This window comes from Streptomyces malaysiensis subsp. samsunensis (assembly GCF_024519315.1).
GTDB classification, from domain to species: domain Bacteria; phylum Actinomycetota; class Actinomycetes; order Streptomycetales; family Streptomycetaceae; genus Streptomyces; species Streptomyces malaysiensis.
Window position 1 is genome coordinate 49,685 of record NZ_JANIIC010000001.1, and the last position, 25,548, is coordinate 75,232.

Consider the following 25,548-nt stretch of genomic DNA (forward strand, 5'->3'; position numbering starts at 1 on the left):
TTCAACCATGCGTGAGCTCAGCCATCGGCGGCGCATGCTTGTGCTGGCGATCTGCTGCATGAGCCTGCTGCTCGTCAGCCTCGACAACACCGTCCTCAATGTCGCCCTGCCCTCGATACGAAGTGATCTGCACGCTTCCGTATCCGGGATGCAGTGGACGATCGACGCCTACACCTTGGTCCTCGCGGCCCTGCTGATGCTCTCGGGCTCGACGGCCGACCGGGTGGGGCGCAAGCGCACCTTCCAGACCGGGCTGGTGATCTTCACCCTCGGGTCGGGGCTGTGCAGTCTCGCGCCCAATCTGGAGACACTGGTCATCTTCCGCATGGTGCAGGCGATCGGCGGTTCGATGCTCAACCCCGTCGCCATGTCGATCATCACCAACGTCTTCACCGAGCCCAGGGAGCGGGCCCGCGCCATCGGGGCCTGGGGCGGGGTCGTCGGTATCAGCATGGCGGCCGGGCCGATCGTGGGCGGGCTGCTGGTGGAGTCCGTCGGCTGGCGCTCGATCTTCTGGATAAACCTTCCGGTCGGGATCGCGGCGCTGATCCTCACCGCCCGCTATGTGCCGGAGTCGCGTGCCCCCAAGCCGCGCCGGGCCGACCCCATCGGCCAGTTGCTGGTCATCGCGGTGCTGGGCACCCTCACCTACGCGATCATCGAGGCACCGGACCGCGGCTGGGACTCGCCGCTGATCGTCACCTGTGCCGTGATCGCCGCCGCGGGGCTCCTCGCCCTGGTCCGCTACGAGGGACGGCGTGAGGAACCGCTGATCGATGTGCGGTTCTTCCACAGCGCGCCGTTCAGCGGGGCGACGGTGGTAGCGGTGTGCGCCTTCGCGGCGCTCGGCGGCTATCTCTTCATGAACACGCTCTACCTCCAGGACGTGCGCGGGCTCAACGCGCTGCACGCCGGGCTGTGGATGCTGCCCATGGCGTTCATGTGCTTCGTCTGCGCGCCACTGTCCGGGCGGCTGGTGGGCGCCCGCGGGCCCCGGCCGTCGATGCTGGTGGCAGGCGTGGCCATAACGGCCAGCGGGGTCATGTTCGCCGTCTTCAACGCCCAGGCGAGCGATGCGGGGCTGCTGATCGGCTATGTGCTGTTCGGGCTCGGCTTCGGCATGGTCAACGCGCCCATCACCAATACGGCGGTCTCCGGGATGCCCCGCACCCAGGCCGGGGTCGCCGCGGCCGTCGCCTCCACCAGCCGTCAGGTGGGCCAGTCGCTCGGCGTCGCGGTCATCGGCGCGGTGCTGGCGGCGGGCGCCGCGTCGGCGGCGACGAGCGGGGTGGGGCACGCCGCCTCGCCCGCGGCCGCCACGGCGTTCGTGGACGCCGCCCGTCCCGCCTGGTGGATCATCGCCGCATGCGGTGCCGTCATCCTGCTGCTGGGGCTGGTGACCACGGGCCGCTGGGCCGAGCGGACGACCCGGCACGCGGCGGCGCTGTTCGAGGGGGAGGGCGCGCCGACGGGCCAGACGTCGGCGAACGCGAAGGCGTAGTTGGCGCGAGGGGGGCGGGCGTCCGGCGTACGGTGCCGCCTGCGGCGGGCTTGCCCCTCCCCGCCCCTCCCCGAAACTGAAGCTCCGCCCCAGGCCCCCGCCGGGGCTCCGCCCCAGACCCCGGACCGGGCTCCGCTCCCCTTCTCGCGCATCGATATGCGGCTCCGCCACGTGACGGGGCTCCGCCCCAGGCCCCGAGGTCCAGGGGCGGAGCCCCTGCCACGCGGCGGAGCCGCAAATGCATGCTGCGGGAAGGGGCGGGGAGGGGAAAGATCCACCGGGCACCCCCGATGCGTAAGGAGCCCGCCCGGGCCCCGGGGATTCAGACCGCTGCCGGGGCGGCCTCCGTGGCCTCCGCCGCGAGTGCCAGGGCGTACAGCCGCTCCAGGCGCTCATGGGTCTCGGCGTCCGCCGGGGTGTAGGTGAGCAGCTTGGGGCCCTGCTGGGGGCCGGTCCACAGACTGGTGGCGGCCAGCCGGACGATGCCCACCTCCGACTGGCGATAGACCTTGATCTTGTCGCCGGGCCGGACCACCTCGTGCCGCGCCCAGATCTCCCGGAACTCCGGAGAGGCGTCCTCCAGCCGCTTCACCATCGCCTTCCAGGCGGGCTCGGCCACATGCTCGGCCATCACGGCGCGGAACTTGGCCGCCATGAGCCGGATCGTCTCGTCCCGGTCCACCAGGCTGGAGCGCCACTCGTCATGGGTGAAGGCCAGCCACAGGCAGTTGCGGTCCTCCGGCGCCACCTTGTCCAGGTCGCACATCAGCAGCCGGTAGGTGCGGTTGTAGGCGAGCAGGTCGAAGCGGCTGTTCTGGACGCAGGCGGGGAACGGTTCGAGCTGTTCCAGCATGAGCTGGAGCGACTGCGGCACGCCGGTGCACTCGCTCGCCGGGGTCGGGTCGATGGCCGCGGCGAGCGCGAAGAGATGGGTCCGCTCGCTGCGGTCCAGGAGCAGCGCGCGGGCGATGGCGTCGAGGACCTGCGCCGAGACATGGATGTCGCGGCCCTGCTCCAGCCAGGTGTACCAGGTCACGCCGACGGTCGAGAGCTGCGCGACCTCCTCGCGGCGCAGCCCGGGGGTGCGCCGGCGGCGGCCCCGGGGCAGCCCGACCTGCTCGGGGGAGATCCGCTCCCGGCGGCTGCGCAGGAACGCGGCCAGCTCACCCCGCCGTATCTCGGCCCCCGCACTTCTGCTCTCGGCCGTGGCACCGGCTCTGGCGCCGGCCACGGCATCCCGCACGATCGTGGTCATGGTTCCAGGGTGCCCAAGGTCTCAGCCGGTTGCCAGGTAGTTCTTGTACCAGGATAAAGACACTCTGGTACCAGCTTGAGCCACCCGGGATCTTCGTAAGCGTGAGCGAAACGCAGATTCCGACGATACGCAACAGAACCCCCGGCCCGGACGCCGCGAAGACCACCGGCCGGCCCCGCACCTCCTCGGGCCCCGCGCTGAGCCCCCTCGGGCTGTTCACCGTGCTGCTGGGCGCGGCACTGCCCCTGATCGACTTCTTCATCGTCAATGTGGCCCTGCCCACCATGGACCGCGATCTCCACGCCGGTCCGGCCGTGCTGGAGCTCGTCGTCGCCGGATACGGCGTGGCGTACGCGGTGCTGCTGGTCCTCGGCGGACGGCTGGGCGACACCTTCGGACGGCGCAGGCTCTTCCTCGCCGGGATGGCGGCCTTCGGGCTGACCTCGCTGGCCTGCGGGCTCGCACCGGACGCCTGGAGCCTGGTGGGCGCCCGGGTGGCGCAGGGCGCCTCGGCCGCGCTGATGCTCCCCCAGGTGCTCGCCACGATCCACTCCTCGACCAGCGGTTCGCGCCGCGCCCGCGCGCTCAGCATGTACGGCGCGACGGCCGGTCTCTCCATGGTGGCCGGGCAGATCCTCGGCGGTGTGCTGGTGGCCGCGGACATCGCGGGCACCGGGTGGCGCGCGGTCTTCCTGGTCAATGTGCCGGTCGCGCTGATCGGCCTGCTCCTCTCGGTCCGTACGGTCCCCGAGACCCGCTCGGACCGGCCCGCGCCGGTGGACCTGCCGGGCACCGTGCTGCTGGCGCTGTCGCTGATCACGCTGATGGTGCCGCTGACCGAGGGCCAGGCGGCGGGCTGGCCGCTGTGGACCTGGCTGACGCTGGGCGCGTTCCCGTTCCTGGCCGCCGCGTTCTACGTCGTGGAGCGGCGCGCGGACCGGGCAGATCAGGCAGCGCGCAGCTCCCTTGAGGGTGGTGGCGGGCGACGGGCGGGCCGGACGCCGCTGTTGCCGCCGAGCATGTTCGCGCTGCAAGGGCTGCGGCGCGGGCTGCCGATGGTGGTGCCGTTCTCGATCGGCTTCGGGGGCTTCATGTTCGTCATCGCGGTCGCGCTTCAGCAGGGGCTGCGGTATGGGCCGGTCGACGCGGGGCTGGCACTGGCGCCGATGGCGACGACGTTCTTCGTGGCCTCGCTGATGGGGCCGCGTCTGGTGGGCCGGTACGGCAGCCGTGTGGTGACCGCGGGCGGGCTGATCCAGGCGGTGGGCATCGTGCTGCTGATACTGGCCGTATGGCGTGACTGGCCGGATCTGTCGCTGACCGGGCTGCTGCCCGGGGTCGCGCTGGCCGGGTTCGGGCAGGGGCTCCAGCTTCCGGTGCTGATCCGGATCGTGCTCGCCGATGTGCCGAACGAACGGGCCGGAGTGGGCAGCGGCGTGATGGTCACCACCCAGCAGTCGGCCCTGGCGCTGGGCGTGGCGACGCTCGGCACGCTCTTCCTGGCCCTGGCGCCGTCGGCGGGCATGGCCAACGCGCTGATCATCACGCTCGTGGCGCAGCTGGGGGCGATCGCGCTGACCCTGTTGCTGAGCCTGCGGCTGCCGCGCGCGGTGTCGTAGCCCGTCCGCGGCTGCCGCACGGTGTCGTAACCCGTCCGCGGCGCCGTCGTGGCCGGGCGCCGCCCACGCGGCGGGGCCGCGGCGCATCGGCACGGCACCGCGCCCCTTCAGGGCGCCCCTCGGCCCACGCCCAGGAAGCGCAGTACGGCCAGCACCCTGCGGTGATCCGCCTCGGCGACCGGCAGGTCCAGCTTCCCGAAGATGGAGTTGATGTGCTTGGCCACCGCGCTCTCGCTGATCACCAGCGCCCCGGCGATCCCCGCGTTGGACCGCCCGCCGGCCATCAGCTCCAGGACGTCGCGCTCGCGCGAGGTCAGCCGGTCCAGCGGATCACTGTGCCGTCGTACCAGCAGCTGGGCCACGACCTGCGGGTCCAGCGCGGTGCCGCCGCCCGCCACCCGCCGCAGCGCGTCGATGAACTCCTCCACGTCCGCGACCCGCTGCTTGAGCAGATAGCCGATCCCGCTGGTGTGGGAGGTCAGCAGGTCCGCCGCGTACCGCTCCTCGACGTACTGCGACAGCAGCAGCACGGCGGTGTCCGGCCACTGCCGCCGGATCAGCAGGGCCGCCCGTACGCCCTCGTCGGTGAAACCGGGCGGCATCCGGACGTCCACGACGGCGATGTCCGGGCGCTGCTCCTCGACCGCCGCCAGCAGCCCCTCGGCGTCGTCCGTCTCCGCCACGACCTCGAAGCCCGCGGTCTGTACGACCTTGACCAGGCCGATCCGCAGCAGAACCGAGTCCTCGGCGATCACAGCGCGCACGGCAGCTCCACGGTGATGACGGTCGGGCCCCCGAGGGGGCTGCTGATGTCGAAGGTGCCGTCCACCGAGCCCACCCGCTGGGCGAGCCCCGCCAGACCACTGCCGCGGGCGGGGTCGGCGCCTCCGGCGCCATCGTCGTCGACCACCACCCGCGGCCTGTCCCCGGCCCGTACGACCCCGACCCCGGCCCGGGTGGCACGGGCGTGCTTGGCGATGTTGGCGAGGGCCTCGGAGACCACGAAATAGGCGACGGCCTCCACCGTCGGGGCGGCCCGTTCGGGGACGTCCACCCGCAGCCGCACCGGCAGCGGAGCGCGGGCCGCGATACCGGAGAGGGCGGCGTCCAGGCCGAGTTCGTCCAGGACGGCGGGGTGCAGCCCGCGCACCAGGTTGCTGAGCTCCTCGATGGCCTCCTTGGCCTCGCGGTGCGCCTCGTCGATGACCTTGCAGGCCGCTTCGGGCAGATCGTCCATCGTGGCCTTGGCCAGGCCCAGGTTGACCGCCATGGAGACCAGCCGCCGCTGCGCGCCGTCGTGCAGATCGCGTTCGATACGGCGCCGCTCGGCGTCCGCCGCGTCGACCGCGCCCGCACGGCTCTCGGTCAGGTCCTCGACCCGCCGCTCCAGCTCCGCCGCCGGGCCGGGCCCGAGGAAGGCGGTCGCCGCGCGCGTGTCGAGCCGTACGAGGGCGGCGATGAGCCAGTACGCGAGGGCCAGCAGGGCGCAGCCGCCCACGGTGAGGTACGCGGCCGACGTGGCGTCCGGCAGGAACTTCAGCCGTCCGGCCTGCTGCCGCCAGAGGAACACGGTCGTGGCCACCACGCCCCCCAGGGCGAAGCCCCAGGCCAGCACCCCGCCGAAGGCGACGGCCGGACCGGCCAGCAGGTGGTACCACAGCTGCCGCCGGGCCCTTGGGGGGCCGGTGATCCCGACGTCGAGCAGCGCCGCGAACCGCTGCCGCTGCACACGCGTCAGCAGCGGGGTGGCCACGGCCGGTCCGATCAGCGGGACGGTGAGCGCGAGCAGGATGTCCACCGGCGACGAGGCGTTGTCGTAGATCACCCACGGCACGCTCATCGGCGCCGCCCAGGCCACGAACTGCACCGCGATGCCCGCGGAGCCGAAGCGGACGTCGCGCCCCAGCCGGTGCGGCGAACGTCCGAACGCGGGGCGTATCGCGGTGCGGAGGCTCATGCGACGACCTTGGAGCGGCCCCGAGCGGCCGCGCGCTGGACCGGATGCCCGGAGTCGGGGTGCACCTGGTGCCACCCCAAGTCGGCAACTGGTGTGACCGACACCGCAGACGGCGCCGACGAGGCTGGTGGAGCGCCCGGGACGACCGACCGGGCCCGGAAGGAGATCCGCGCCATGGCCACCCTGTCCTCTCCCGCCACCGGCCCGCGGACCGCCCGGAGGACGCGGCGCGCGCTTTCGCGACGGCGAGTGCTTCCGTGGCGGCAAGTGCTTCCCTGGCGGCGAGTGCTTCCGTGGCGGCGCGAGCTTGCACGGCGGCGCGTGCGGCCGGAGTGGGTGCTGCTGGTCTCGGGGGCGGCGCTGGTCCCCTGGCTGTACGTACTGGCCCGGAGGACCGTGCCGCCCACGGCCCTGGTCGGCCGCTGGAACGCCGCCTGGGTGGGCCTGGACGCCCTCGAGGCGCTCGGGCTGCTCTCCACCGCCGCGCTGCGCAGACGTGGCGACGACCGCCATCGGCTGACCGCGGCGGCGACGGCAGCGCTGCTGGTGGTGGACGCGTGGTGGGACACGGTGACGGCCGCGCCGGGCGGGGAGCTGGTGTCGGCGGTCGCGATGGCGGTCTGCGCGGAGCTGCCGCTGGCGGCGCTGTGCACGGCGCTGGCGCTCGGCCGGGAACGGCGGACGGTGACCGACGCGACCACGGTCGGCACCACCACGACGCCTGGGCCACCGGTCGCCCCCGGGATGCCGACCGCTCCCGGGACCCCGATCACCCCTGGGAGGCGGCCCACCAGAGAATGAGCGCGGCCACCGCGAAACAGGCCAGCATGATCAGGACGACCTGGCGCCGCGCCGCCGCGTCGGCGGTCATCCGGGGTGAGCCAAGGGCCCCGTGTGCCTGGGCGAGGTGGTCGAGCCCCTTGTGCCGGGCGCCGCCGTAGGTGATCCGCTCCTGCCAGTCGCAGTGTTGGCAGCCGAGCAGCCGCCGCTGCCCCGGACCGTAGCCGTAGCTCACCTCGAAGACCGTGCCGTCCTCGCGGATGGCGGTGATGTGGTGTGTCACGCCTCGCACGATTGGTTTGCCCCCCGTTCTGCCGACCGACGGGCTCCGGCGCCACGGACGTCGTGTCCGCGGCGCCGGAGCCCGTCGTCGGGTGTATGTCCGGTGCCCGTGGTCCGGGCGCGGGGCCCGGACCGGGTCAGCAGCCGATCAGGCGGCCGCCCAGGTAGGACTGGATCTGGTCGAGGGAGACCCGCTCCTGCTTCATCGTGTCGCGCTCACGCACGGTCACGGCGTTGTCGTCGAGCGTGTCGAAGTCGACGGTGACGCAGAACGGCGTACCGATCTCGTCCTGACGGCGGTAGCGACGGCCGATCGCGCCCGCGTCGTCGAACTCGATGTTCCAGTGCTTGCGCAGGTCCGCCGCGAGCCCCTTGGCCTTCGGCGAGAGCTGCGGGTTGCGGGACAGCGGCAGCACCGCGACCTTGACCGGCGCCAGACGCGGGTCGAGCCGCATCACGGTGCGCTTCTCCATCTTGCCCTTGGCGTTGGGCGCCTCGTCCTCGACGTACGCGTCGAGCATGAAGGCCAGCATCGCGCGGCCCACGCCCGCCGCCGGCTCGATGACGAAGGGGGTCCAGCGCTCGCCGGCCTCCTGGTCGAAGTACGACAGGTCCTGGCCGGACGCCGCGGAGTGCGCCTTCAGGTCGTAGTCGGTGCGGTTGGCCACACCCTCCAGCTCGCCCCACTCCGAACCGCCGAAGTTGAAGCGGTACTCGATGTCGGCGGTGCGCTTGGAGTAGTGGGAGAGCTTCTCCTTCGGGTGCTCGTACCACCGGATATTCGCTTCCTGGAGACCGAGGTCCCGGTACCAGTTCCAGCGCTGCTCCATCCAGTACTCGTGCCACTTCTCGTCCTCGCCCGGCTTGACGAAGAACTCCATCTCCATCTGCTCGAATTCACGCGTACGGAAGATGAAGTTGCCCGGCGTGATCTCGTTGCGGAACGACTTGCCGACCTGCGCGATACCGAACGGCGGCTTCCGGCGCGAGGTCTGCTGGACGGCGAGGAAGTTGGTGAAGATGCCCTGGGCGGTCTCGGGGCGCAGATACGCGATCGAGCCGGAGTCCTGGGTCGGGCCGAGGTGGGTGGCGAGCAGGCCGGAGAACTGCTTGGGCTCGGTGAAACTGCCCTTGTTGCCGCAGTGCGGGCAGTTGACGTCGGCCAGGCCGTTCTCGGGGAGCCGGCCGTGCTTGGCCTCGTACGCCTCCTCCAGATGGTCCGCGCGGAACCGCTTGTGACAGGAGGTGCACTCCGTCAGCGGGTCCGTGAAGGTGGCGACGTGGCCGGACGCCTCCCACACCTCACGGGCCAGGATCACGGACGAGTCGAGTCCGACGACGTCGTCACGCGAGGTGACCGTGGAACGCCACCATTGCCGCTTGATGTTCTCCTTCAGCTCCACACCGAGCGGTCCGTAATCCCAGGCGGCGCGCTGGCCGCCGTAGATCTCGCTGCACGGGTAGACGAAGCCACGGCGCTTGCTGAGGCTGACGATGGTGTCGATCTTGTCGGCGGCCACGGTGCTCTCTTCATTGATGACGACATTGACGACGAAGCGAATGCTTCAGGTTACCGGCGGCGGCACCCCCCGGATCAAATCGATAGCCGAAGCGATCAACAAGAGGACACTTGTTGACAATCGTTTCCATCTTTGTTGAAAATGAGAGTCATGAACATACGCCGCCTCAGCCCCATGACCGCCCTCGTCGGAGCCGCCGCACTGGGTCTGACCACCCTCACAGCCTGCTCCTCCGACGCCGGGGACGGAAGGAAGGACGGAAAGCTGGATGTGGTGGCGTCGTTCTACCCCATGCAGTTCCTCGCCCAGCGGATCGGCGGGGACGCCGTCCATGTCTCCTCCCTGACCAAGCCCGGTGTCGAACCGCACGACCTGGAGATCAGCCCCCGGCAGACCGCCGATCTCACCGAGGCCGGTCTTGTGGTCTACCTCAAGGGGCTCCAGCCCTCCGTCGACCGGGCCATCGCCCAGGCCGAGCCGAAGCACGTCGCCGACGCCACCTCGTACACCACCCTCGAGGACCACGGCGCCGAGGTAGAGGGCGACCACCACGAGGGCGAGGAGGGCCACGAGGGCCACGCCCACTCCGGCGACGCCGCCGCCGACCCCCATATCTGGCTGGATCCGGTCCGCTACGCCCAGGTGGCCAAGGGCGTCGGCAAGGCGCTGGAGAAGGCCGACCCCGATCACGCCAAGACGTATCAGAAGAACACCACCGCCCTGGTCAAGGAGCTCAACACGCTCGATCAGGACTTCCGGAGCGGTTTGAAGGACCGTTCTTCGGACACCTTCATCACGACCCACGCCGCCTTCGGCTATCTCGCCGAGCGCTACGGCCTGCGGCAGGAGGCGATCTCCGGGCTCGACCCCGAATCCGAGCCCAGCCCGGCGCGGATCAAGGGGCTGCATACCATCGCCAAGAAGGACAAGGTCAACACCGTCTTCTTCGAAACCCTCGTGAGCGACCGGACGGCCAAGACGCTGGCGGGCGATCTCCATCTGCGGACCGATGTGCTCGACCCGATCGAGGGCATCGGCTCCAAGTCCAAGGGCGAGGACTACATCCAGGTCATGCGATCCAATCTGAAGGCTTTGCAGCGGGCGCTGGGCGCCAAGTGACGGAGGAAGTCATGGAAGCCGAGGAGGCCCGGGAGACCGGGGTGACCGAGGAGCCGGACATAGCCACGGCCGCGGCACCGGCCGCCCGCCCCGCCTCGGCCACCGCCGAGGACCCGATATCCCTGCGCGGCGCCACCGCCACCCTCGGTGGCCGCCCCGTGCTGCGCGGTATCGATCTGACCGTCCGCCGCGGTGAGGTCGTGGCGCTGCTCGGCGCCAACGGCTCGGGCAAGTCCACCGCCGTACGGTCCGTCGTCGGCCAGGTGCCGCTGAGCGGCGGTGAGCTGACCCTCTTCGGCATTCCGCGCCGCCGCTTCCGCGACTGGGCCCGGATCGGTTACGTACCGCAGCGCACCACGGCCGCAAGCGGGGTCCCCGCGACCGTGCGCGAGGTCGTCTCGGCGGGCCGGCTGGCCCGCCGCCGGTTCGGCCCGCCGCGCAAGGCCGACCGGGCGGCGGTTCAGCGGGCCCTGGAGCTCGTCGGCATGGCCGACCGCGCCCGGGACCCGGTGGGCGCCCTCTCCGGCGGTCAGCACCAGCGCGTGCTGATCGCCCGCGCCCTCGCGGGCGAACCGGAACTGCTGATCATGGACGAGCCGATGGCCGGGGTCGACCTCACCAGCCAGGAGATCCTCGCGGGCACCCTCCGCGAGCAGGTCGCCGCCGGTGCCACGGTCCTCCTGGTGCTCCATGAGCTCGGCCCGCTGGAGCCGCTGATCGACCGCGCGGTGGTGCTCCGCGACGGCTGTGTCGTCCACGACGGGCCACCGCCCAAGGCCGTGGGCCAGCATGCGCTGCCCGGCCACGATCATGTCCATCCCCATGCGGCGGCCGACGCCGAACCGATCCGGACAGGGTTGCTGACCTGAGATGCTCGAGATCCTCGACTACGCCTTCATGCAGCGGGCCCTGCTCGCCGCCGTCCTGGTGGGCATCACCGCGCCCGCGGTCGGCATCTACCTCGTCCAGCGCCGTCAGGCGATCATGGGCGACGGAATCGGCCATGTCGCGCTCACCGGTGTCGCCCTCGGCTTCCTGACCGGCGCCAACCCGGTGTGGACCGCCGTCGCCGTCTCCGCGCTCGGCGCGATCCTCATGGAGCTGATCCGCTGGTACGGCAAGACCCGTGGCGATCTCGCGCTCGCGATGCTCTTCTACGGCGGGATGGCGGGCGGTGTGCTGCTGATCAACCTCTCGCCGACCGGCTCCAACGCCAACCTCACCACCTATCTCTTCGGCTCGATCACCACGGTCTCCCCCGAGGACGTCGTCGCGATCTCCCTCCTGGCCGCCTTCGTCGTACTGATCACCCTGGGGCTGCGCCGCCAGCTGTTCGCGGTGTGCCAGGACGAGGAGTTCGCCCGGGTGACCGGCCTTCCGGTGCGCACGCTCAATCTGCTGCTGGCCGTCACCGCGGCCGTCACGGTCACCGTCGCCATGCGCGTCGTGGGCCTGCTCCTGGTCAGCGCCCTGATGGTGGTCCCGGTCGCCGCCGCCCAGCAGGCCACCCGGGGCTTCGCGATGACGCTCGCGCTGGCGATCGCCATCGGCGTCGTGGTGACCCTGTCCGGCACGGTCTTCTCCTTCTACAAGAACGTCCCGCCGGGAGCCAGCATCGTCGTCCTCGCCATCGGCGTCTTCGCCGTGATCACGGCCCTGGCCGCGCCCTTGGCTAAAAGACGTGCTCAGCGGGCGGCCGAGGCCGAGGAACGGTGCACGTTGAGGGACGATGTACTCGTATAGTCCGGAGTCCATGAGCCCCCTGCCCATGAGCCCGTCGCCGAGTCCGTCCCCCAAGCGATAACTGGCACAATGGCCGGGCAGAAGGCGCACCGGGCGCGGAATGAGCCCCGAGAGCGACGGAGCATGCGAGGTTGAGGAGGCAGCTGTGGTGACCGCGGGTCCCCCAGTACGCGGCCGGTCCACCAGGCAGCGCGCCGCGGTGGCGGCGGCGCTGGACGAGGTGGACGAGTTCCGCAGTGCGCAGGAGCTCCACGACATGCTCAAGCACCGGGGCGACTCGGTGGGTCTGACCACGGTCTACCGCACCCTCCAGTCCCTCGCCGACGCCGGCGAGGTCGACGTCCTCCGCACCACGGAGGGCGAGGCGGTCTACCGCCGGTGCAACAGCGAGGAGCACCACCACCACCTGGTCTGCCGCGCCTGCGGCAAGGCGGTCGAGGTGGAGGGCCCCGCCGTCGAGAAATGGGCCGAAGCGATCGCCGCCGAGCACGGCTTCGTGGACGTGGCCCACACGATCGAGATCTTCGGCACCTGCTGCGACTGCGCCGCGGCCAAGGCTCCGCGGGATTGACGCCCCGAAGCGGCGGCCGGGCCCGGTCGGCTCCGCCCGACTGGGCCGCGTACCGGGGCGGTTGGGGCACACCGAAATCGGATTGATCCCGGTCGGGCTTGTGGGTACGGTGCCCGATGTGACGAGCCCCGAATCAGACAGAGCGGAGCCGCCGGTCGTCCGGCGGCGAGCGGTTGTCTGACCACTGACCCGACCCGTCTCCCGGGTCGATTCTCTTGGGTCGATCTCGCTTCCGGCGACCGGACACGACTCCGTGTGTCTGGTTCCGCCTCATCGGCGTCCAGCACGCGGCCGTTCTTGCCCGCGCACGCTCATCGCATCGCTGGAGTCGACCTCTTGCCCGTCTTCCTTCACGTCCTCGCGCTCGCCGTCTTCGCGCAGGGAACGTCCGAGTTCATGCTGTCCGGTCTGGTACCGGGAATCGCCCGCGACCTCTCCGTATCGGTGGGCGCCGCGGCGAGCCTGACGTCCGCGTACGCGATCGGGATGATCGTCGGCGCCCCGGTGATGGCCGCGCTGAGCGCACGCTGGCCGCGGCGCCGCGCGCTGGCGGGCTTCCTGACGGCGTTCGTCGTGGTGCATATGATCGGCGCGGTCACGACGGACTTCGCCGTGCTGTTCGGAACCCGTGTCATCGCCGCGGTCGTCAACGCGGGTTTCCTGGCGGTGGCGATGTCCGTAGCGACGACACTGGCTCCCAAGGCCAAGCAGGCAAGGGCCACAGCGGTCCTGCTCTCGGGGGTCACCCTGTCGTGCGTGGTGGGCGTCCCCGCGGGCGCGCTGCTGGGCGACTGGTCCGGCTGGCGCTCCGCCTTCTGGGCCGTGGCCGCCCTGTGCCTGCCCGCCCTGGCCCTGGTCTTCCACCAGGCACCCGCCGACGCGGCGGCCGCCCGGCGGGAGATCTCGCTCAAGGGCGAGGCCCGTGCGCTGCGGTCGCGCCCGGTGCGGTCGGCCATGCTGCTCGCGGCCGTGGTCAACGGGGCGACCTTCGCGACCTTCGCCTATCTGGCCGTCATCGCCACGGACGTCGCCCACCTCCCCGACACCGCCGTCCCGGCCCTCCTCGCGGCGTTCGGCGCGGGCGCGTTCATGGGCGTGACCACGGCCGGCCGCAGGGCCGACGGAGAACTCGGGCGCGGCCTGCTCCTAGCGCTGTGCGCCCTCCCGGTTGGCTGGGTGCTGTTGGCGCTGACCAGCCCCTGCACAACCCCGCTCTTCCTGGTGACGATCGCCCAGGGCGCCCTGTCATTCGGCATCGGCTCCGCACTCGTCACCCGCGTCATGCACACGGCGGCCTCCCGGGCCCCGTCGTTGGGCGGTTCATTCGCCACGGTCGCCCTGAACGCGGGCGCCTTCCTGGGCCCGCTGCTCGCGGGCATCGCGACCGGGACGACGGGCGACTACCGAGGCGCGGCCTGGGTCAGCGCGGCCCTGGCCGCGACGGCGGTCGCTCTTCGAGGGGTGCGAGCCGCCGACTGAGCCTGAGCACGTTCTTGACCGTCCGGGGGTCGCCGCTTCCACGGAAGGCGGGGACGGGGGTGGCCTCGGGGCCGATGAGGAGCCCGGTCCGGCCGTCGAGTGAGGCGTCGGTCGCGGCGGCGACGGACGACCGGGCGGCCATGGAGGCGAGGCCCGCCGTGGAGCGTTCGAAGGTCCGCCGGACCAGCGGCCACAGCAGGCGCAGTGGCGGGGAGACGATCTTCGGTGAGCCCATGGTGCCGTTGGTCATGTCGGTCGCGGCGCCGCCGGGGTCGGCCGCGAAGACCGTGACACCGCTGCCGCGCAGGCGCTCCGCCAGGTCCAGGGTGTAGACGAAGTTGGCCAGCTTGGCCCGGCCGTACCAATGGAAGGCGTAGTAGCCACCCGGCGGTTCGACGGCGTCGAAGGAGCGTTTGGCCGCCCGGATCGCTCCGGAGCTGACGTTCACGATCCGGCTCGGCCCGTCGGCCCGGAGCTGATCGAGGAGCAACTCGGTCAGCAGATATGGCGAGAGGTGGTTGACGGCGAACGTCGCCTCGATCCCGTCGACGGTCCGCTGTCGGTCCGCGAACATCGCACCCACGTTGTTGACCAGGACCTTCAGCGGCCCCTCGGCCGCCAGCCGGGCGGCGAGCGACCGGACGGCGCCGAGCGACGCGAGGTCGGCCGCCACGAACCGCGGCTCGCCCCCGGTGGCGACCGCGGCGATCCGCTCGACCGCGCGGGCGCCGCGCTCGGCGTCGCGGCCGACCACGGTGACGGCGAGCCCGCTCGCCGCCAGCCCCATCGCGGTTTCCAGACCGATCCCCCCGGTCCCCGCCGTCACGACTGCTCGCTGCCCCATAGGTCTGTCCTCCACGGCCTCACCGACCCGCAACCGGATAAGTATCCGATTCGGTGGAGGCGCGCTAGCACGCCCGGATACCTATCCGGTTAGCGAGATGAGCTGGTTGTCAGCGCGGGGGACGAAGCCCCTCGAGGAGGACATCGAGGTAGATCTCGGTACGCGCCGGGTCGCTGTCGCCGGAGCGTACGGCGTGCTCGACCCCGCAGAGCAACCGGCGCACATCGTCCGCCTCGACATCCCGCCGGATGACGCCGTCCCGGCGGGCGCGGTCGAGCAACTGGGCGACAGCCCCGTCGAGTTCGGCCTTCAGCGCCGCGGTCTGCACATCGGTATCGCTGGCGGATTCGAGCACGGCGGCGAAACCCGCATCGCTCAGCGCGTGCAGCAGAGCGAACCGCAGCAGACGGTGCAGCCCCGCGAGCGCGTCCTCGTCGGCGGCCGCCGCCTGCGCCTCATCGACCAGATCCTGAAAGCGCTCGGTCGACAGCGCCTCCCACAGCGCGTGGCGATTGGGGAAATGCCGGTACACGGTCCCCACGCCCACCCCGGCGAGCCGGGCGATGGCGTTCAACTGGAGCGAGTCATCCCCGGCGGCCAGCCGCTCACGGGCGACCCGCAACACCCGAGCGCGATTACGCGCGGCATCCGCCCGCAGCACAGGCCCCTGCTCGCCTTTCGGTGTCACGACCCCAGCATAAGGGGGCCACCGATGACGGCCCGCCGCGACAGATGCGTTGCGGACGTGGGGCCCACTTGGCCGCACCGAGGTAACGATCAATCCGCTGACCTGGGGTTTTTGCGCTGGTTGGCATGGAAGCGCGCTTTCTTCTGACGATTCCCGCACGTGTTCATGTCACACCATCTACGGGTGCGGCTCTGACTGGTGTCGAAGAAGGCGGCTTGGCAGGTCGGCGATGCACACAAGGCCAATTTTCCGTCTCGTTCGCCCGCGATGATGCTGATCGCGTCGGCGGCGATCACGCTGAGGGCATCTTCCACGCAGGAAGCCGAGCCGAGCCGCCATCGCCGCTTGCCCTCGGGCGTCAGGATCGCCGCGGCCCGACCGCGAACACTGAAGTCATTGATGACCTGGACAGCGGACGCGGGGAGAGCGTCCTGGATCGCGGCCGCCGTCGCGGCGGCGTGAATCGACTCCCTCAGCTCCCGGGCGAGGTCGAGCTGGGCAGTGGTACAGGAGTCCACGGCGAGGCCGTACACCGCCAGCCAGTCGCCGAGTCGGCCCGGTGTGGGAATGCGCTCCACAGCGTCGCCATAACGCTCCGACAGCGTCCCCGTGAAGCTGGTCGCCAGCACCTTACCGAGGCGGAAATCAGGGAACCCAGCACGCATGGAACCACCTTAGCCGGTTGCGGCGTGGCTCGGAGAACTGCTAGAACCGGCTTAGCCGGTTCACGATGGACCGTAGCCGGTTCCACGATGGCCAGGAGGTCCCATGCCCCGCCTCACCAGCGACGTACAAGCATGTGAAGCCCGCGCGACCGACGCCGACCTCGACGATCTGCGCGCGCGACTGGCCGCGGCGCGGCTACCGGAGGCCGAGACGGTCCATCGCGCCGCGCCCGACCCTCGCCGATGGGAACAGGGCGTTCCGCTCGCCGACCTCGTCGATGTCGTGAACTACTGGCGCACCGGGTACAACTGGCGGTCGTTCGAAGAGCGCCTTAACCGGATCGGCCAGTTCCGCACGACCATTGACGATCTGGGAATCCACTTCCTGCACCGCCGATCCGCGCGCGCGGATGCCACTCCTCTGATCTTGACGCACGGCTGGCCGGGCAGCATCGCCGAATTCATCGATGTAGTGGACGAGCTGGCGGATCCGAAAGACGCGGACGCGCCGGCATTCCACGTCGTGGTCCCGTCGCTACCAGGCTTCGGATACAGCGACAAACCGGCCACCACCGGGTGGGGCACCGAAAAGATCGCGGCCGCATGGGTGGAACTGATGGGAAGGCTCGGCTACGGCAAGTTCGCAGCCCACGGCGGCGACTGGGGAGGCAATATCACCACGGTCCTCGGCGGCAGGTTCCCGGCACACGTTCTCGGCATCCACACCACGTTCGCGGAGGCCCCGCCCGGGTTGACAACGGACGGGCTGACGGCGGCCGAGCGCATATGGACCGAGCAAACCCGCGATTTCTGGCGCCACCGCGCGGCGTACGCGAAGCAGCAGGCGACCCGACCGCAGACCATCGGCTACTCGCTCGTCGACTCACCGGTCGGGCTTCTCGCCTGGATCCTCGACAAGTTCGCGGAGTGGTCGGACACCGAAGACAGCCCGTTCGAGACGATTTCCAGAGACAGCGTTCTCGACAACGTCACCCTGTATTGGCTGACGCGGACCGGCGCATCGGCGGCCCGCATTTACTACGAAAGCCATAACTCGCTGGACCCCGAACTTCGGGTCGACGCCCCGTCGGCAATCAGCATGTATCCCCGCGACATCGAGAAGTGTCCGCGCCCCTGGGCACAGGAGCGGTACCGACAGATCGTCCGATGGAGGTCACCCGAAGCCGGAGGACATTTCCCGTCGCTGGAGGTTCCCGAGTACTTCGTCAAAGACCTACAAGAGGGCCTCGCGGCAGTGCTGGCCGCCAATCGGTGAACGCGACCGGGACCTATCCACCAACGCCCCCGACCACGCCCTCAACCGTGAAGAGCCGCATCAGTGCCGCACAGCGACGGTCACATCATGCGGGTCAGGCAGCACCACTGGAGCCTCGTCGGTGTACCAGGAGTACTCCAGAGCCGACAGGCTCCCCTCGCTCACCCACAGCAGCAGTTCGCCGATCAACTCTCCGGAGGAGTCCTTCACCGCGCCAGTAGCGGGGATCACTCCATCAGAGATCTCCGCTCGCGAAAAGGGCTCCACCACTTCGAGGTCCACGCTGGGCGAATCACTCCCCCAGCGACCGACGACACGCGTTTGCGGGAGCTGCTGCCTCAACTGCTCAGCTCCCGGGAATTGCACGGAAAGGAGCTTATGCAGTACATCGCTTTCAGCCGCTTGTAGATGCCTGGGCGGATGCTCGACTGCCGCCATCATTTCCCTCCGGGGAACTTGTCCTCGATGAACGCTGTGCCTACTCGCGGCACGCCGCCGTGCCCGCCGCTGCCGTCGCTGCCCATGCGACACCTCCCCCACTGAGCGTTCCCCGTACAAAGCTCTCAGGCTACGGCTGCCTTGATCATGCGCCGATCAATGTGGGCCATACAGCAAGTAAAGAGTGCCCAATCCGGGGCACCACGCTCCCCTCCCCCGACGGCCGTTGACAAAGCGGAACGCCGTTCCGTATATTAACCGGAACAAGGATCCGCTTTGGTTGGACGCGAGGAGAGTGCTGAGATGATTTTGGTTACCGGAGGGCTGGGCTTCATCGGCTCCCACACCGTGCAGGCCCTGCTGGACGCGGGCGAGGAGTGTGTGCTGGTGCAGCGGCGCCCCGCCGAGGTGCCGGACGGCCGTTTCAGCGCGCCGGTCGCGGTGGAGCGGGCCGATGTCACCGATCTGGACGGGTTGCTCGACATCGGCGCGCGCCACAAGATCACCGGCATTGTGCACCTCGCCGGGTCCATGCCCTGGCCGCCGGACCCCGAGCGCCCCGTCGAGGCGACCCGTAAGGCGATCGGCGGCCTGCTCAACGTGTACCAGGCCGCGCAGGACTGGGGTGTGAAGCGCGTGGGCATCGCGAGCACGATCGGCGTCTACGGCGGCTCCGGCGCCGAGGGGCCGTTCACCGAGGACACGCCCTTGTCGATGAGTTCGGGGCACCTCATCCCGACCTTCAAGAAGATCGGCGAGCTGCTCAACGGCCACCTGGCCGACGCCACCGGCATCGAGGTCGTCAACTACCGCATCTCCGGCATCTGGGGACCGCGCGAGCCCCACGGTGCGCTGTTCTTCGCCGCCCCCGAGCTCGTCCACGCCGCCGCGCGCGGAACCGAGCCGGACCTCTCCGCCCTCCCGGCGCCCGCGCACGCGGAGGACGCGCTCGACCTGTGCTACGCGAAGGACGCGGGCCGGGCCATCGCGCTCCTCCAGCTCACGGACCACCTCAACCACCGCACCTACAACGTCGCCTCCGGCCGCGCGACGAGCAACGCCGAGATCATCGCCGCCATCAAGAAGGTCGTCCCCGACGCCCGGATCGACCTCCCCACCGGCGGGACCACCACCCCGCGGAACTACCTCGACATCACCCGCATCCAGCAGGACACCGGCTACCGGCCCGCCTACGACACCGAGCGCGCGGTCGCCGAGTACATCGCCTGGCTGCGCGCGGGCAACGAGCGCTGAGCGTGCGGGCAATGAACGCTGAGCGCCCGGCCCGAGCGCCTCGCCCGCCCCGCTGCCGACGTCAACGGCGGACGAGGTGCGTGAGCAGTTGGTGGCGGCCGCGGTGGAGCGCATCGTGGCAGCGGAGTAGGGGCGACCGGGCCACGGGGCGGCGCCACCCGGCGCCGCCCCGCGCGCCCACCCGCCCCTGCGTTTACGCGCTTACGCGCTCACGCCGACGGGGAGTTGTCCTTCTTCAGCTGCTCCTCGTTGGGGATCGCCCCGCCGAAGCGGCGGTCCCGGGACGCGAACTCCAGACACGCCCGCCACAGGTCGCGGCGGTCGAAGTCCGGCCACAGCACGTCCTGGTACACCATCTCGGCGTACGCGCTCTGCCAGATCAGGTAGTTGGACGTGCGCTGCTCGCCCGACGGGCGCAGGAAGAGATCCACATCCGGCATGTCCGGGTAGTAGAGGTACTTCGCGAACGTCTTCTCGTTCACCTTCGACGGATCGAGCCGGCCCGCCCGGACGTCCTCCGCCAGCGCCTTCGCCGCGTCCGCGATCTCCGCCCGGCCGCCGTAGTTCATGCAGAAGTACATCGTCATGGCGTCGTTGTCCTTGGTCTGCTCCTGGGCGACCTGGAGCTCCTGCGCCACCGACTTCCACAGCTTCGGCATCCGGCCCGCCCAGCGGATCCGCACGCCCATCGCGTCCATCTCGTCGCGGCGGCGGCGGATGACATCGCGGTTGAAGTTCATCAGGAAGCGCACCTCGTCGGGCGAGCGCTTCCAGTTTTCGGTCGAGAAGGCGTAGAGGGAGAGGTTCTTGACGCCCATCTCGATACAGCCCTTGAGCACGTCCATCACAACGCCCTCGCCGACCTTGTGCCCCTCGGTGCGCGGCAGCCCGCGGTCCTTGGCCCAGCGGCCGTTGCCGTCCATCACCACGGCCACATGCCGCGGCACCAGCTCGCCGGGGATCTTCGGCGGCCGGGCGCCGGACGGATGCGGTTCCGGGGTCTGGTACTCGCGCCGCTGTCGGCCCAGAAACCCGCGTCCTGCGATGCCTGCCATGTCTCCCTCAGCCCTTGCTCTCTGTGCTGCTACTGCTACTTCTCTACGTACCGCAGCGACCGAAGTCCCCGCTCCAGGTGCCAGTGCAAATACGCCGCCACGAGGCCGCTGCCCTCCCGGGCATGGCGCAGCTCACACGCGTCCGCCGTCTCCCAGTCGCCCGTCAGCAGCGCGCCCAGCAGCGTCAGCGACTCCGCCGAGGGTACGACGCTTCCGGGCACCCGGCACTCTCCGCAGATGACCCCGCCCGCGCCGACCGAGAAGAACCGGTTCGGACCGGGCATCCCGCACTTGGCGCAGTTGTCGAAACTCGGTGCGTAGCCGTTCACGGCGAGGGAACGGAGCAGAAACGCGTCCAGCACGAGATGCGGCTCGTGATCCCCGGCGGCGAGGGTGCGCAGCGCGCCGACGAGCAGCAGATACTGCTGTACGGCGGGCTCGCCCTCATGGTCGGTGAACCGCTCGGCCGTCTCCAGCATCGCCGTACCGGCGGTGTAGCGGGCGTAGTCGGTGACGATGGCGCTGCCGTATGGAGCGATGGTCTCACTCTGCGTGCAGAGCGGCAGCCCGCGCCCGATCAGCTCGCCGCCCCCGCGCGAGAAGAACTGCACGTCAACGTGGCTGAACGGTTCGAGCCGCGCCCCGAACTTCGACTTCGTCCGCCGCACGCCCCGCGCGACGGCGCGGACGCGGCCGTTGTTGCGGGTGAGCAGGGTGATGATCCGGTCCGCCTCGCCCAGCTTCTGGGTGCGCAGCACGATGCCGTCGTCGCGGAACAGACTCATGGCGCCCATTGTCCCCTAGCGGGACAGCTGATCGAACCGCCCTGCCTTGGCGGCCCGGGTGAGCGCCCGGAGGGCGGCGGGGGTGGTGGCGATCACGGTCTGGGGTTCGTCGCTCTCGCGGAGGAGGATCGCGGCGCTGGGGGCGTGGGCCAGCTCCACGCAAGCGTTGCCCTCGGCGTCGGCCGAGTACGAGGACTTCTGCCACTGTATTTCGGACATCTCCATGCCTTCACAGTTGATGGGCGATGTCGTGAACGAAGTCACGGGTCTCGTCGGGAGACAGGGCCATCGCCTCGGTCCGGTCGAGAACTCTCGCGTAGTTGGCCAGGTACGTTTCCGCGTCCAGGAGGGCGCTGCCGTTCGGCGAGTCGAGCTGCACCGTATCCAACTGTGGCACCGGCCCCGTGACGTACGTTGTGGAAGTCCCCGCGTTCGGGAATCCGCCAGCGGAGAAGGGGACCACTCGTACGGTCACGTTGTCCCGCTCCGATGCTTCCACAACGTACTCCAGTTGCCTCAGCGCCACCTTGGTACCGCCGAACTGGAGTCTCAACGCGGCCTCGTGGATAAGGAAGGTGCACTGCGGCGGATCTTCGCGGTCCAGCACATCCCGGCGCCTCAGGCGATGGGACAGCCTGCAACGCAATTGCGCTGGCGTCGGCTCCGGCTCAGCCGTGGAGAACACCGCCCGTGCGTAGTCTTCCGTCTGCAACAGCCCGGGGATGTGCATGATCTGCACCAGGCGCAGGCTCGCAGCGTGGTGTTCCAGCTCGGCGAGGTCCAGGGCACTGGCGGAGAGCTTTCCACGGTATTCCTCCCACCAGCCTTTGACGCGTTCCGTCGCCATGGCCACAAGAGCGTCGACGTACGCCTGATCGCCGCATGCATAGATCTCGGCGAGAGCCCTTACGCGTTCGTCACTCACCCCGAACCGACCAGCCTCCGTGTTGCTGATCCGGGTCCGATCCACTCCCAGTTGCTGGGCGGCTTGCGCCACGTTCATCCCGGCGTGCTCGCGCAACTTGCGCAGCTCCGCGCCGAGACGTCGCTGCCGCGCAGTCGGGGCCGTCCTCGGCATGCGCCCTCCCCTTCGCTCCCGCAACACAGTGTTGCGTAAGACATTCCCACACATCGAAACAGAGCACCAATTCTATTGAGCGATAGCACGAGTGCTAGCGAATGCTCTATGGTCCTGCTAGCGCAGCGCATCGAACCAATCACGCACCGCGTTGGGAGCACCAACATGCCCAAAGTCGCCGAAGTCGCCGAACCCCCATACGCCTACCGACTCAGCGCCCCCAACTCCCCCAAGAGCCCGAGGGTCTGCCGGGACGCCATCGCCGCCCTCCTCCAGGCCAACGACCTGCACGACCTCGCGGACACGGCGAAACTCCTGGTCTCCGAGGCCGTGACGAACGTCAATCAGCACACCGACACCCAGCTGATCCACATCGACACCCTCGTCCGCGACCGCATCGCGACGATCGCCGTACGCGACGGCTCCCCGGAACGCCACCCGTACCCCCGCGACGCGGCGCCCGACGAAGAGGGCGGACGCGGCCTGTTCCTGATGCAGGAGTTGGCCTACGCATGGGGCGTCACCTGGGAGAACGGGCTGCGCCCCACCGGCAAACACATCTGGTTCGAGCTGCGCGAACCCCTCACCGAATGACGGGAGCCACGCCGCTGTCAGCCACCGTGAAGGCGCCCACTCGCTGAACGCATCCGCACGCCCCTGCCATGCGCCCTGACCGCCCGTCACCATGAGACGTATCAATCGACGAGGAGGAAGTCAGATGGGGAAGCATGGAGGCAAGCCGGACCCGGCCGAGAGCGACGGGCACAGGCCCGACAAGCCCATCCCGCCGCCCGATCCGAAGCGGCCGGAGTCGCCGAAGCGATGACCCCCGGCGGTATGGCCGACCTCGCCCAGCGGGTCTCGGACGGCGGCCACCTCCCGGCCGCGTGGCTCGGCGCCTTCACTCGCGTCGATCGTGCGGGGTTCCTCCCCGATCGCATCTGGGTCCGCGTCGCGGACGGGTACGAGCCCGTCGACCGCGCCACGGAGCCGGACCGTTGGCGGAAGCTGGCCTACAGTGACGAGGCTCTGGTCATCCAGGTCGAGGATCGGCCCGGCGCCGCGGTGGTGCGTACCCCGTCCAGCTCAGCGAGCATGCCGAGTGTCGTCGCCACCATGCTCCAGGCGCTCGACGTCCATGACGGGCAGCGCGTCCTCGAGATCGGCGCGGGCACCGGATACAACGCCGCTCTCCTGTCCGCCAAACTCGGCAGCGAGCGGGTGACCACCGTCGAGGTCGATCCCGCCCTCGCCGACAGGGCGCGCGCCGCACTGAGGTCCGCGGGCTACCGACCTACCGTGCTCACCGCGGACGGTGTCGACGGATGGCCCCCGGGCGCGCCGTACGACCGGACCATCGCCACCTGCGCCGTACACGACGTGCCGCGCGCATGGATCGAGCAGACCGCGCCCGGGGGGCTCATCGTCATCCCCTGGGGCACGGCGCTGCGCAATGGCGTGCTGCTGCGGCTCACCGTCGAGGACGGCCCCGACGGGCCCGTGGCATCCGGCCCGGTCGTCGGCGACAGCGCGTTCATGTGGCTGCGGGCGCAGGCACCCGGGCGGGACGTTATGGCCGTCGTCCATGGGGAGGCCGACGGCTCCCGGACTCGACTCGATCCGGGCTTCCTCGGCGACGACGACGCATGGTTCGCGGCCGGAGTCCTGGTCCCGGGCTGCCGGTCGGCGGTAGGCCCAGGGCCCGACGGTGAGTGGACTCTCTGGCTGGCCGACTCGGCCTCCGGCTCATGGGCGTCCGTCGACTACGAGCCGGACGCCACCAACTACGAGGTGTGGCAGCGAGGCCCACGGCTTCTCTGGAACGAGCTGGAGGCGGCACACGCCTGGTGGACGCGGGCCGGGCGGCCGACGCGCACGAGGTTCGGCCTCACCGTTGCCTCCGCAGGTCAGCGGGTGTGGCTCGACCGTCCGGACAACGTCGTCCCCGCTGACGTCCAGGGGGAGGGCAACGCGATCCCAGCGTGACGGACGGGGGCGTAGGTGCCGCGTCCAGCCCGTCGGACGCCCTCGTCCCGCAGGTCGGATTCGGGTCAGTTCCGCAGGCTGGTCAGGGTGGTCGCGGTGCGGCGGAACTCGCTCGGGTTGATGCCTCGGACCCTTTTGAACGCCGCGCTGAAGCCGAACGGGTCGGAGTAGCCCACGGTGCGGGCGATGTCCGCGACGGTTGCGGCCTGTCGCTCGACCAGGAGGTCCGCCGCGAGCGTCATGCGCCAGCGGGTGAGATAGGTCAGCGGTGGTTCGCCCACCAGATCGGCGAACCGCTTGGCCAGCGTCGAACGCGACACCCCCGTATGGTCGGCCAGCGCGGCGACCGTCCACGGCGCCGCCGGTTCGGCGTGCAGCAGGCGCAGCGCGTCGCCCACCACCGGGTCCCGCTGGGCGGCCCACCAGGCCGGGGGCTCGCCGCCGGGCCGGTCGAACCACTCGCGCAGCGTGCAGACCAGCATCCAGTCCAGCAGCCGGTCGAGTACGACCTGCTGGCCGGGCGTGTCGACGGACACCTCGGCGGCGAGGTGGTCCAGCACGGCGTCGGCCGTGCCCCCGCCCTCCACGCGCAGCACGACGGGCAGCGCGTCCAGCAGCCGGCGGCTGATCTCGCCGCGTACGGGATAGGCGCCGACGATCAGGGTCGTCGCACCGCGGCCGTCACCGGCATCCCCCGCGTATCCGGCGTCTCCGGCGTCTCCACCGCAGTCGTCCTCGCCGCAGTCGTCCTCGCCGGGGTCGTTCCAACCTCGGCGATGGCGGGTCCCGCCCTGCTCGGGCGTCGCACAGTGCTCGCCGCACGCGATCGGTTCGGCCCGGGTGCCGACCTCGTCGACGAAGGTGAATGTCGCCGGGCCGCGTACGACGATCGTCTCGCGGGCGCGAAGTGGCTCGGGCGGACGGTGCTCCGGCACGATCCAGCCCGCCCCGCTGAGGACGGTGCACAGGGTCAGCGGCGCGCCGTCCACGAAGTGCAGTGCCCAGGGCGGGGACAGGGTCGAGGCGCCGAACAACGAGCCGTGCGCTCGCACCCCTCGGATCAGGTCACTGAACGCGTCCATCTCAGTGAGCCTAGACGAACGGACAGGCGATCCGGCTTCTCACCCATGGGTTCGTCCGAGTCGGCCGTGTTCAATCGGCGTCATGAGCAACGACACCAGTTCACTGACCCCCCAGGACCTCGAGTTCCTCCGACGGCCCCTGCACGGGTTCCTGTCCGTGGCCGGGGGGCCGCTCCCGCCACAGCCCCGGCCGGTGTGGTTCGAGGCCACCGACGAGGGCACGATCCAGCTGTTCACGGCCCCGGACTCGCTCAAGGTGCGGCGCCTGCGCCGCGACCCGCGCGCCTCGATCGTCGTCGCCGCGCCCGTGGGTGAACGCGAGCGCTGGGTGTCGGTCGCCGGCCGCACCACGGTGGAACCCGGCGGAGCACACGACCTGTGCACCCGGCTGGCCGCTCGCTACTGGGACCTCGACGACCCGACCCGCGCCGACGACCTCGCCGGGATCCTGGCCGAGGACCAGGTCCGTCTCGTCATCCACCCGGAGAGCGTGAGTCGCTACACATATTGATCCGGTCTGTCACAGCCGCGTGCCGGACGCGATCTGGGCCGGTCACAACCCGGCGGGGGG

Annotated in this window: 27 protein-coding genes; 13 read left to right on the forward strand and 14 right to left on the reverse strand. The window is 70.5% G+C overall.

Annotated elements, in window-relative coordinates:
* Window positions 1–7 precede the first annotated feature (7 nt).
* A complete protein-coding gene (locus NQU54_RS00195; RefSeq protein WP_257629196.1) occupies window positions 8–1,501 on the forward strand; it encodes an MFS transporter in 1,494 nt (497 codons plus the stop codon).
* 322 nt (window positions 1,502–1,823) lie between these two features.
* Here the strand turns inward: NQU54_RS00195 and NQU54_RS00200 are convergent, their stop codons facing one another.
* Window positions 1,824–2,756, reverse strand: coding sequence for a helix-turn-helix transcriptional regulator (locus tag NQU54_RS00200; protein WP_306278225.1), 933 nt, complete (start codon window positions 2,754–2,756; stop codon window positions 1,824–1,826).
* A gap of 101 nt (window positions 2,757–2,857) precedes the next feature.
* Here NQU54_RS00200 and NQU54_RS00205 point away from each other — a divergent pair, with 101 nt between their 5' ends.
* Window positions 2,858–4,375, forward strand: a complete 1,518-nt coding sequence (locus NQU54_RS00205) for an MFS transporter (protein WP_372505724.1) — start codon at window positions 2,858–2,860, stop codon at window positions 4,373–4,375.
* Between the two features lie 107 nt (window positions 4,376–4,482).
* Here the strand turns inward: NQU54_RS00205 and NQU54_RS00210 are convergent, their stop codons facing one another.
* Both NQU54_RS00210 and NQU54_RS00215 read right to left on the reverse strand, forming a co-directional pair.
* A complete protein-coding gene (locus NQU54_RS00210; RefSeq protein WP_257629197.1) occupies window positions 4,483–5,139 on the reverse strand; it encodes a response regulator transcription factor in 657 nt (218 codons plus the stop codon).
* Entirely contained in the window at window positions 5,127–6,332 is a 1,206-nt protein-coding gene (locus tag NQU54_RS00215; protein WP_257629198.1) for a sensor histidine kinase, read from the reverse strand. The genes NQU54_RS00210 and NQU54_RS00215 overlap by 13 nt, the downstream gene beginning before the upstream one ends.
* Before the next feature lie 321 nt (window positions 6,333–6,653).
* Here NQU54_RS00215 and NQU54_RS00220 point away from each other — a divergent pair, with 321 nt between their 5' ends.
* On the forward strand, window positions 6,654–7,133 hold the full coding sequence (locus tag NQU54_RS00220; protein WP_257629199.1) for a hypothetical protein: 480 nt from the start codon (window positions 6,654–6,656) through the stop codon (window positions 7,131–7,133).
* Here NQU54_RS00220 and NQU54_RS00225 read toward each other — a convergent pair.
* Both NQU54_RS00225 and NQU54_RS00230 read right to left on the reverse strand, forming a co-directional pair.
* On the reverse strand, window positions 7,102–7,395 hold the full coding sequence (locus tag NQU54_RS00225; protein WP_231981465.1) for a hypothetical protein: 294 nt from the start codon (window positions 7,393–7,395) through the stop codon (window positions 7,102–7,104). The genes NQU54_RS00220 and NQU54_RS00225 overlap by 32 nt on opposite strands.
* 136 nt (window positions 7,396–7,531) lie before the next feature.
* The gene (locus NQU54_RS00230) at window positions 7,532–8,914 is read right to left on the reverse strand and encodes a glycine--tRNA ligase (protein ID WP_257629200.1); all 1,383 of its coding nucleotides are present in this window, start codon (window positions 8,912–8,914) and stop codon (window positions 7,532–7,534) included.
* 150 nt (window positions 8,915–9,064) lie between these two features.
* Here NQU54_RS00230 and NQU54_RS00235 point away from each other — a divergent pair, with 150 nt between their 5' ends.
* From NQU54_RS00235 to NQU54_RS00255, 5 genes are all read left to right on the forward strand, one after another.
* The gene (locus NQU54_RS00235; protein WP_257629201.1) at window positions 9,065–10,033 is read left to right on the forward strand and encodes a metal ABC transporter substrate-binding protein; all 969 of its coding nucleotides are present in this window, start codon (window positions 9,065–9,067) and stop codon (window positions 10,031–10,033) included.
* A gap of 11 nt (window positions 10,034–10,044) precedes the next feature.
* A complete protein-coding gene (locus tag NQU54_RS00240) occupies window positions 10,045–10,902 on the forward strand; it encodes a metal ABC transporter ATP-binding protein (RefSeq protein WP_257629202.1) in 858 nt (285 codons plus the stop codon).
* A gap of 1 nt (window position 10,903) precedes the next feature.
* A complete protein-coding gene (locus tag NQU54_RS00245; protein WP_079257576.1) occupies window positions 10,904–11,776 on the forward strand; it encodes a metal ABC transporter permease in 873 nt (290 codons plus the stop codon).
* 145 nt (window positions 11,777–11,921) lie between these two features.
* Complete coding sequence (locus tag NQU54_RS00250; RefSeq protein ID WP_069866000.1) at window positions 11,922–12,347, forward strand: Fur family transcriptional regulator; 426 nt, start codon at window positions 11,922–11,924, stop codon at window positions 12,345–12,347.
* A gap of 336 nt (window positions 12,348–12,683) precedes the next feature.
* Window positions 12,684–13,826, forward strand: coding sequence for a Cmx/CmrA family chloramphenicol efflux MFS transporter (locus NQU54_RS00255; RefSeq protein ID WP_257629203.1), 1,143 nt, complete (start codon window positions 12,684–12,686; stop codon window positions 13,824–13,826).
* Here the strand turns inward: NQU54_RS00255 and NQU54_RS00260 are convergent.
* The 3 genes from NQU54_RS00260 to NQU54_RS00270 all read right to left on the reverse strand — a co-directional run bounded on the left by NQU54_RS00260 (window position 13,768) and on the right by NQU54_RS00270 (window position 16,023).
* Window positions 13,768–14,670: an SDR family NAD(P)-dependent oxidoreductase gene (locus tag NQU54_RS00260; RefSeq protein WP_257629204.1), complete on the reverse strand. Its 903-nt coding sequence runs from the start codon at window positions 14,668–14,670 to the stop codon at window positions 13,768–13,770. The two genes, NQU54_RS00255 and NQU54_RS00260, sit on opposite strands and share 59 nt — an antisense overlap.
* A gap of 109 nt (window positions 14,671–14,779) precedes the next feature.
* Entirely contained in the window at window positions 14,780–15,358 is a 579-nt protein-coding gene (locus NQU54_RS00265) for a TetR/AcrR family transcriptional regulator (RefSeq protein WP_257629205.1), read from the reverse strand.
* Window positions 15,359–15,447: 89 nt separating this feature from the next.
* Window positions 15,448–16,023: a CGNR zinc finger domain-containing protein gene (locus NQU54_RS00270; protein WP_257629206.1), complete on the reverse strand. Its 576-nt coding sequence runs from the start codon at window positions 16,021–16,023 to the stop codon at window positions 15,448–15,450.
* A gap of 103 nt (window positions 16,024–16,126) precedes the next feature.
* Here NQU54_RS00270 and NQU54_RS00275 point away from each other — a divergent pair, with 103 nt between their 5' ends.
* A complete protein-coding gene (locus tag NQU54_RS00275; protein WP_257629207.1) occupies window positions 16,127–17,299 on the forward strand; it encodes an epoxide hydrolase family protein in 1,173 nt (390 codons plus the stop codon).
* Window positions 17,300–17,359: 60 nt separating this feature from the next.
* Here the strand turns inward: NQU54_RS00275 and NQU54_RS00280 are convergent, their stop codons facing one another.
* Entirely contained in the window at window positions 17,360–17,530 is a 171-nt protein-coding gene (locus NQU54_RS00280) for a hypothetical protein (RefSeq protein WP_200764506.1), read from the reverse strand.
* Between the two features lie 510 nt (window positions 17,531–18,040).
* Here NQU54_RS00280 and NQU54_RS00285 point away from each other — a divergent pair.
* Entirely contained in the window at window positions 18,041–18,991 is a 951-nt protein-coding gene (locus NQU54_RS00285) for an NAD-dependent epimerase/dehydratase family protein (RefSeq protein ID WP_257629208.1), read from the forward strand.
* A gap of 209 nt (window positions 18,992–19,200) precedes the next feature.
* Here the strand turns inward: NQU54_RS00285 and NQU54_RS00290 are convergent, their stop codons facing one another.
* The 4 genes from NQU54_RS00290 to NQU54_RS00305 are packed head-to-tail and all read right to left on the reverse strand — an operon-like array spanning window position 19,201 to window position 21,909.
* Window positions 19,201–20,037 (reverse strand): isoprenyl transferase, encoded by an 837-nt coding sequence (locus NQU54_RS00290; protein WP_079260454.1) that lies wholly within the window; start codon window positions 20,035–20,037, stop codon window positions 19,201–19,203.
* 44 nt (window positions 20,038–20,081) lie between these two features.
* Window positions 20,082–20,831: a DNA repair protein RecO gene (gene recO / locus NQU54_RS00295; protein ID WP_069865982.1), complete on the reverse strand. Its 750-nt coding sequence runs from the start codon at window positions 20,829–20,831 to the stop codon at window positions 20,082–20,084.
* A 15-nt stretch (window positions 20,832–20,846) separates the two neighbouring features.
* On the reverse strand, window positions 20,847–21,050 hold the full coding sequence (locus NQU54_RS00300; protein ID WP_257629209.1) for a DUF397 domain-containing protein: 204 nt from the start codon (window positions 21,048–21,050) through the stop codon (window positions 20,847–20,849).
* A gap of 10 nt (window positions 21,051–21,060) precedes the next feature.
* Window positions 21,061–21,909 (reverse strand): Scr1 family TA system antitoxin-like transcriptional regulator, encoded by an 849-nt coding sequence (locus NQU54_RS00305; RefSeq protein ID WP_257629210.1) that lies wholly within the window; start codon window positions 21,907–21,909, stop codon window positions 21,061–21,063.
* A 165-nt stretch (window positions 21,910–22,074) separates the two neighbouring features.
* Here NQU54_RS00305 and NQU54_RS00310 point away from each other — a divergent pair, with 165 nt between their 5' ends.
* Together NQU54_RS00310 and NQU54_RS00315 are read left to right on the forward strand one after the other, a co-directional pair.
* Window positions 22,075–22,503: an ATP-binding protein gene (locus NQU54_RS00310; protein ID WP_257629211.1), complete on the forward strand. Its 429-nt coding sequence runs from the start codon at window positions 22,075–22,077 to the stop codon at window positions 22,501–22,503.
* Window positions 22,504–22,731: 228 nt separating this feature from the next.
* The gene (locus NQU54_RS00315; RefSeq protein ID WP_257629212.1) at window positions 22,732–23,895 is read left to right on the forward strand and encodes a methyltransferase domain-containing protein; all 1,164 of its coding nucleotides are present in this window, start codon (window positions 22,732–22,734) and stop codon (window positions 23,893–23,895) included.
* A gap of 65 nt (window positions 23,896–23,960) precedes the next feature.
* Here NQU54_RS00315 and NQU54_RS00320 read toward each other — a convergent pair whose 3' ends face one another.
* Window positions 23,961–24,977 (reverse strand): AraC family transcriptional regulator, encoded by a 1,017-nt coding sequence (locus NQU54_RS00320; protein WP_257629213.1) that lies wholly within the window; start codon window positions 24,975–24,977, stop codon window positions 23,961–23,963.
* 82 nt (window positions 24,978–25,059) lie between these two features.
* Between NQU54_RS00320 and NQU54_RS00325 the strand changes: the two genes are divergently transcribed.
* Entirely contained in the window at window positions 25,060–25,488 is a 429-nt protein-coding gene (locus tag NQU54_RS00325) for a pyridoxamine 5'-phosphate oxidase family protein (protein WP_257629214.1), read from the forward strand.
* The last annotated feature ends 60 nt before the right edge of the window (window positions 25,489–25,548 follow it).

Bases quoted from the DNA above. Each gene is read 5' to 3' on its own strand.
- NQU54_RS00240 (WP_257629202.1), top strand. From the start codon at position 10,045: ATGGAAGCCGAGGAGGCCCGGGAGACCGGGGTGACCGAGGAGCCGGAC.
- NQU54_RS00305 (WP_257629210.1), bottom strand. From the start codon at position 21,909: ATGCCGAGGACGGCCCCGACTGCGCGGCAGCGACGTCTCGGCGCGGAG.
- NQU54_RS00195 (WP_257629196.1), top strand. From the start codon at position 8: ATGCGTGAGCTCAGCCATCGGCGGCGCATGCTTGTGCTGGCGATCTGC.
- NQU54_RS00215 (WP_257629198.1), bottom strand. From the start codon at position 6,332: ATGAGCCTCCGCACCGCGATACGCCCCGCGTTCGGACGTTCGCCGCAC.
- NQU54_RS00285 (WP_257629208.1), top strand. From the start codon at position 18,041: ATGATTTTGGTTACCGGAGGGCTGGGCTTCATCGGCTCCCACACCGTG.
- NQU54_RS00310 (WP_257629211.1), top strand. From the start codon at position 22,075: ATGCCCAAAGTCGCCGAAGTCGCCGAACCCCCATACGCCTACCGACTC.
- NQU54_RS00235 (WP_257629201.1), top strand. From the start codon at position 9,065: ATGAACATACGCCGCCTCAGCCCCATGACCGCCCTCGTCGGAGCCGCC.
- NQU54_RS00260 (WP_257629204.1), bottom strand. From the start codon at position 14,670: ATGGGGCAGCGAGCAGTCGTGACGGCGGGGACCGGGGGGATCGGTCTG.
- NQU54_RS00270 (WP_257629206.1), bottom strand. From the start codon at position 16,023: ATGCGTGCTGGGTTCCCTGATTTCCGCCTCGGTAAGGTGCTGGCGACC.
- NQU54_RS00200 (WP_306278225.1), bottom strand. From the start codon at position 2,756: ATGACCACGATCGTGCGGGATGCCGTGGCCGGCGCCAGAGCCGGTGCC.
- recO (WP_069865982.1), bottom strand. From the start codon at position 20,831: ATGAGTCTGTTCCGCGACGACGGCATCGTGCTGCGCACCCAGAAGCTG.
- NQU54_RS00325 (WP_257629214.1), top strand. From the start codon at position 25,060: ATGAGCAACGACACCAGTTCACTGACCCCCCAGGACCTCGAGTTCCTC.
- NQU54_RS00320 (WP_257629213.1), bottom strand. From the start codon at position 24,977: ATGGACGCGTTCAGTGACCTGATCCGAGGGGTGCGAGCGCACGGCTCG.
- NQU54_RS00245 (WP_079257576.1), top strand. From the start codon at position 10,904: ATGCTCGAGATCCTCGACTACGCCTTCATGCAGCGGGCCCTGCTCGCC.
- NQU54_RS00315 (WP_257629212.1), top strand. From the start codon at position 22,732: ATGACCCCCGGCGGTATGGCCGACCTCGCCCAGCGGGTCTCGGACGGC.
- NQU54_RS00300 (WP_257629209.1), bottom strand. From the start codon at position 21,050: ATGTCCGAAATACAGTGGCAGAAGTCCTCGTACTCGGCCGACGCCGAG.
- NQU54_RS00275 (WP_257629207.1), top strand. From the start codon at position 16,127: ATGCCCCGCCTCACCAGCGACGTACAAGCATGTGAAGCCCGCGCGACC.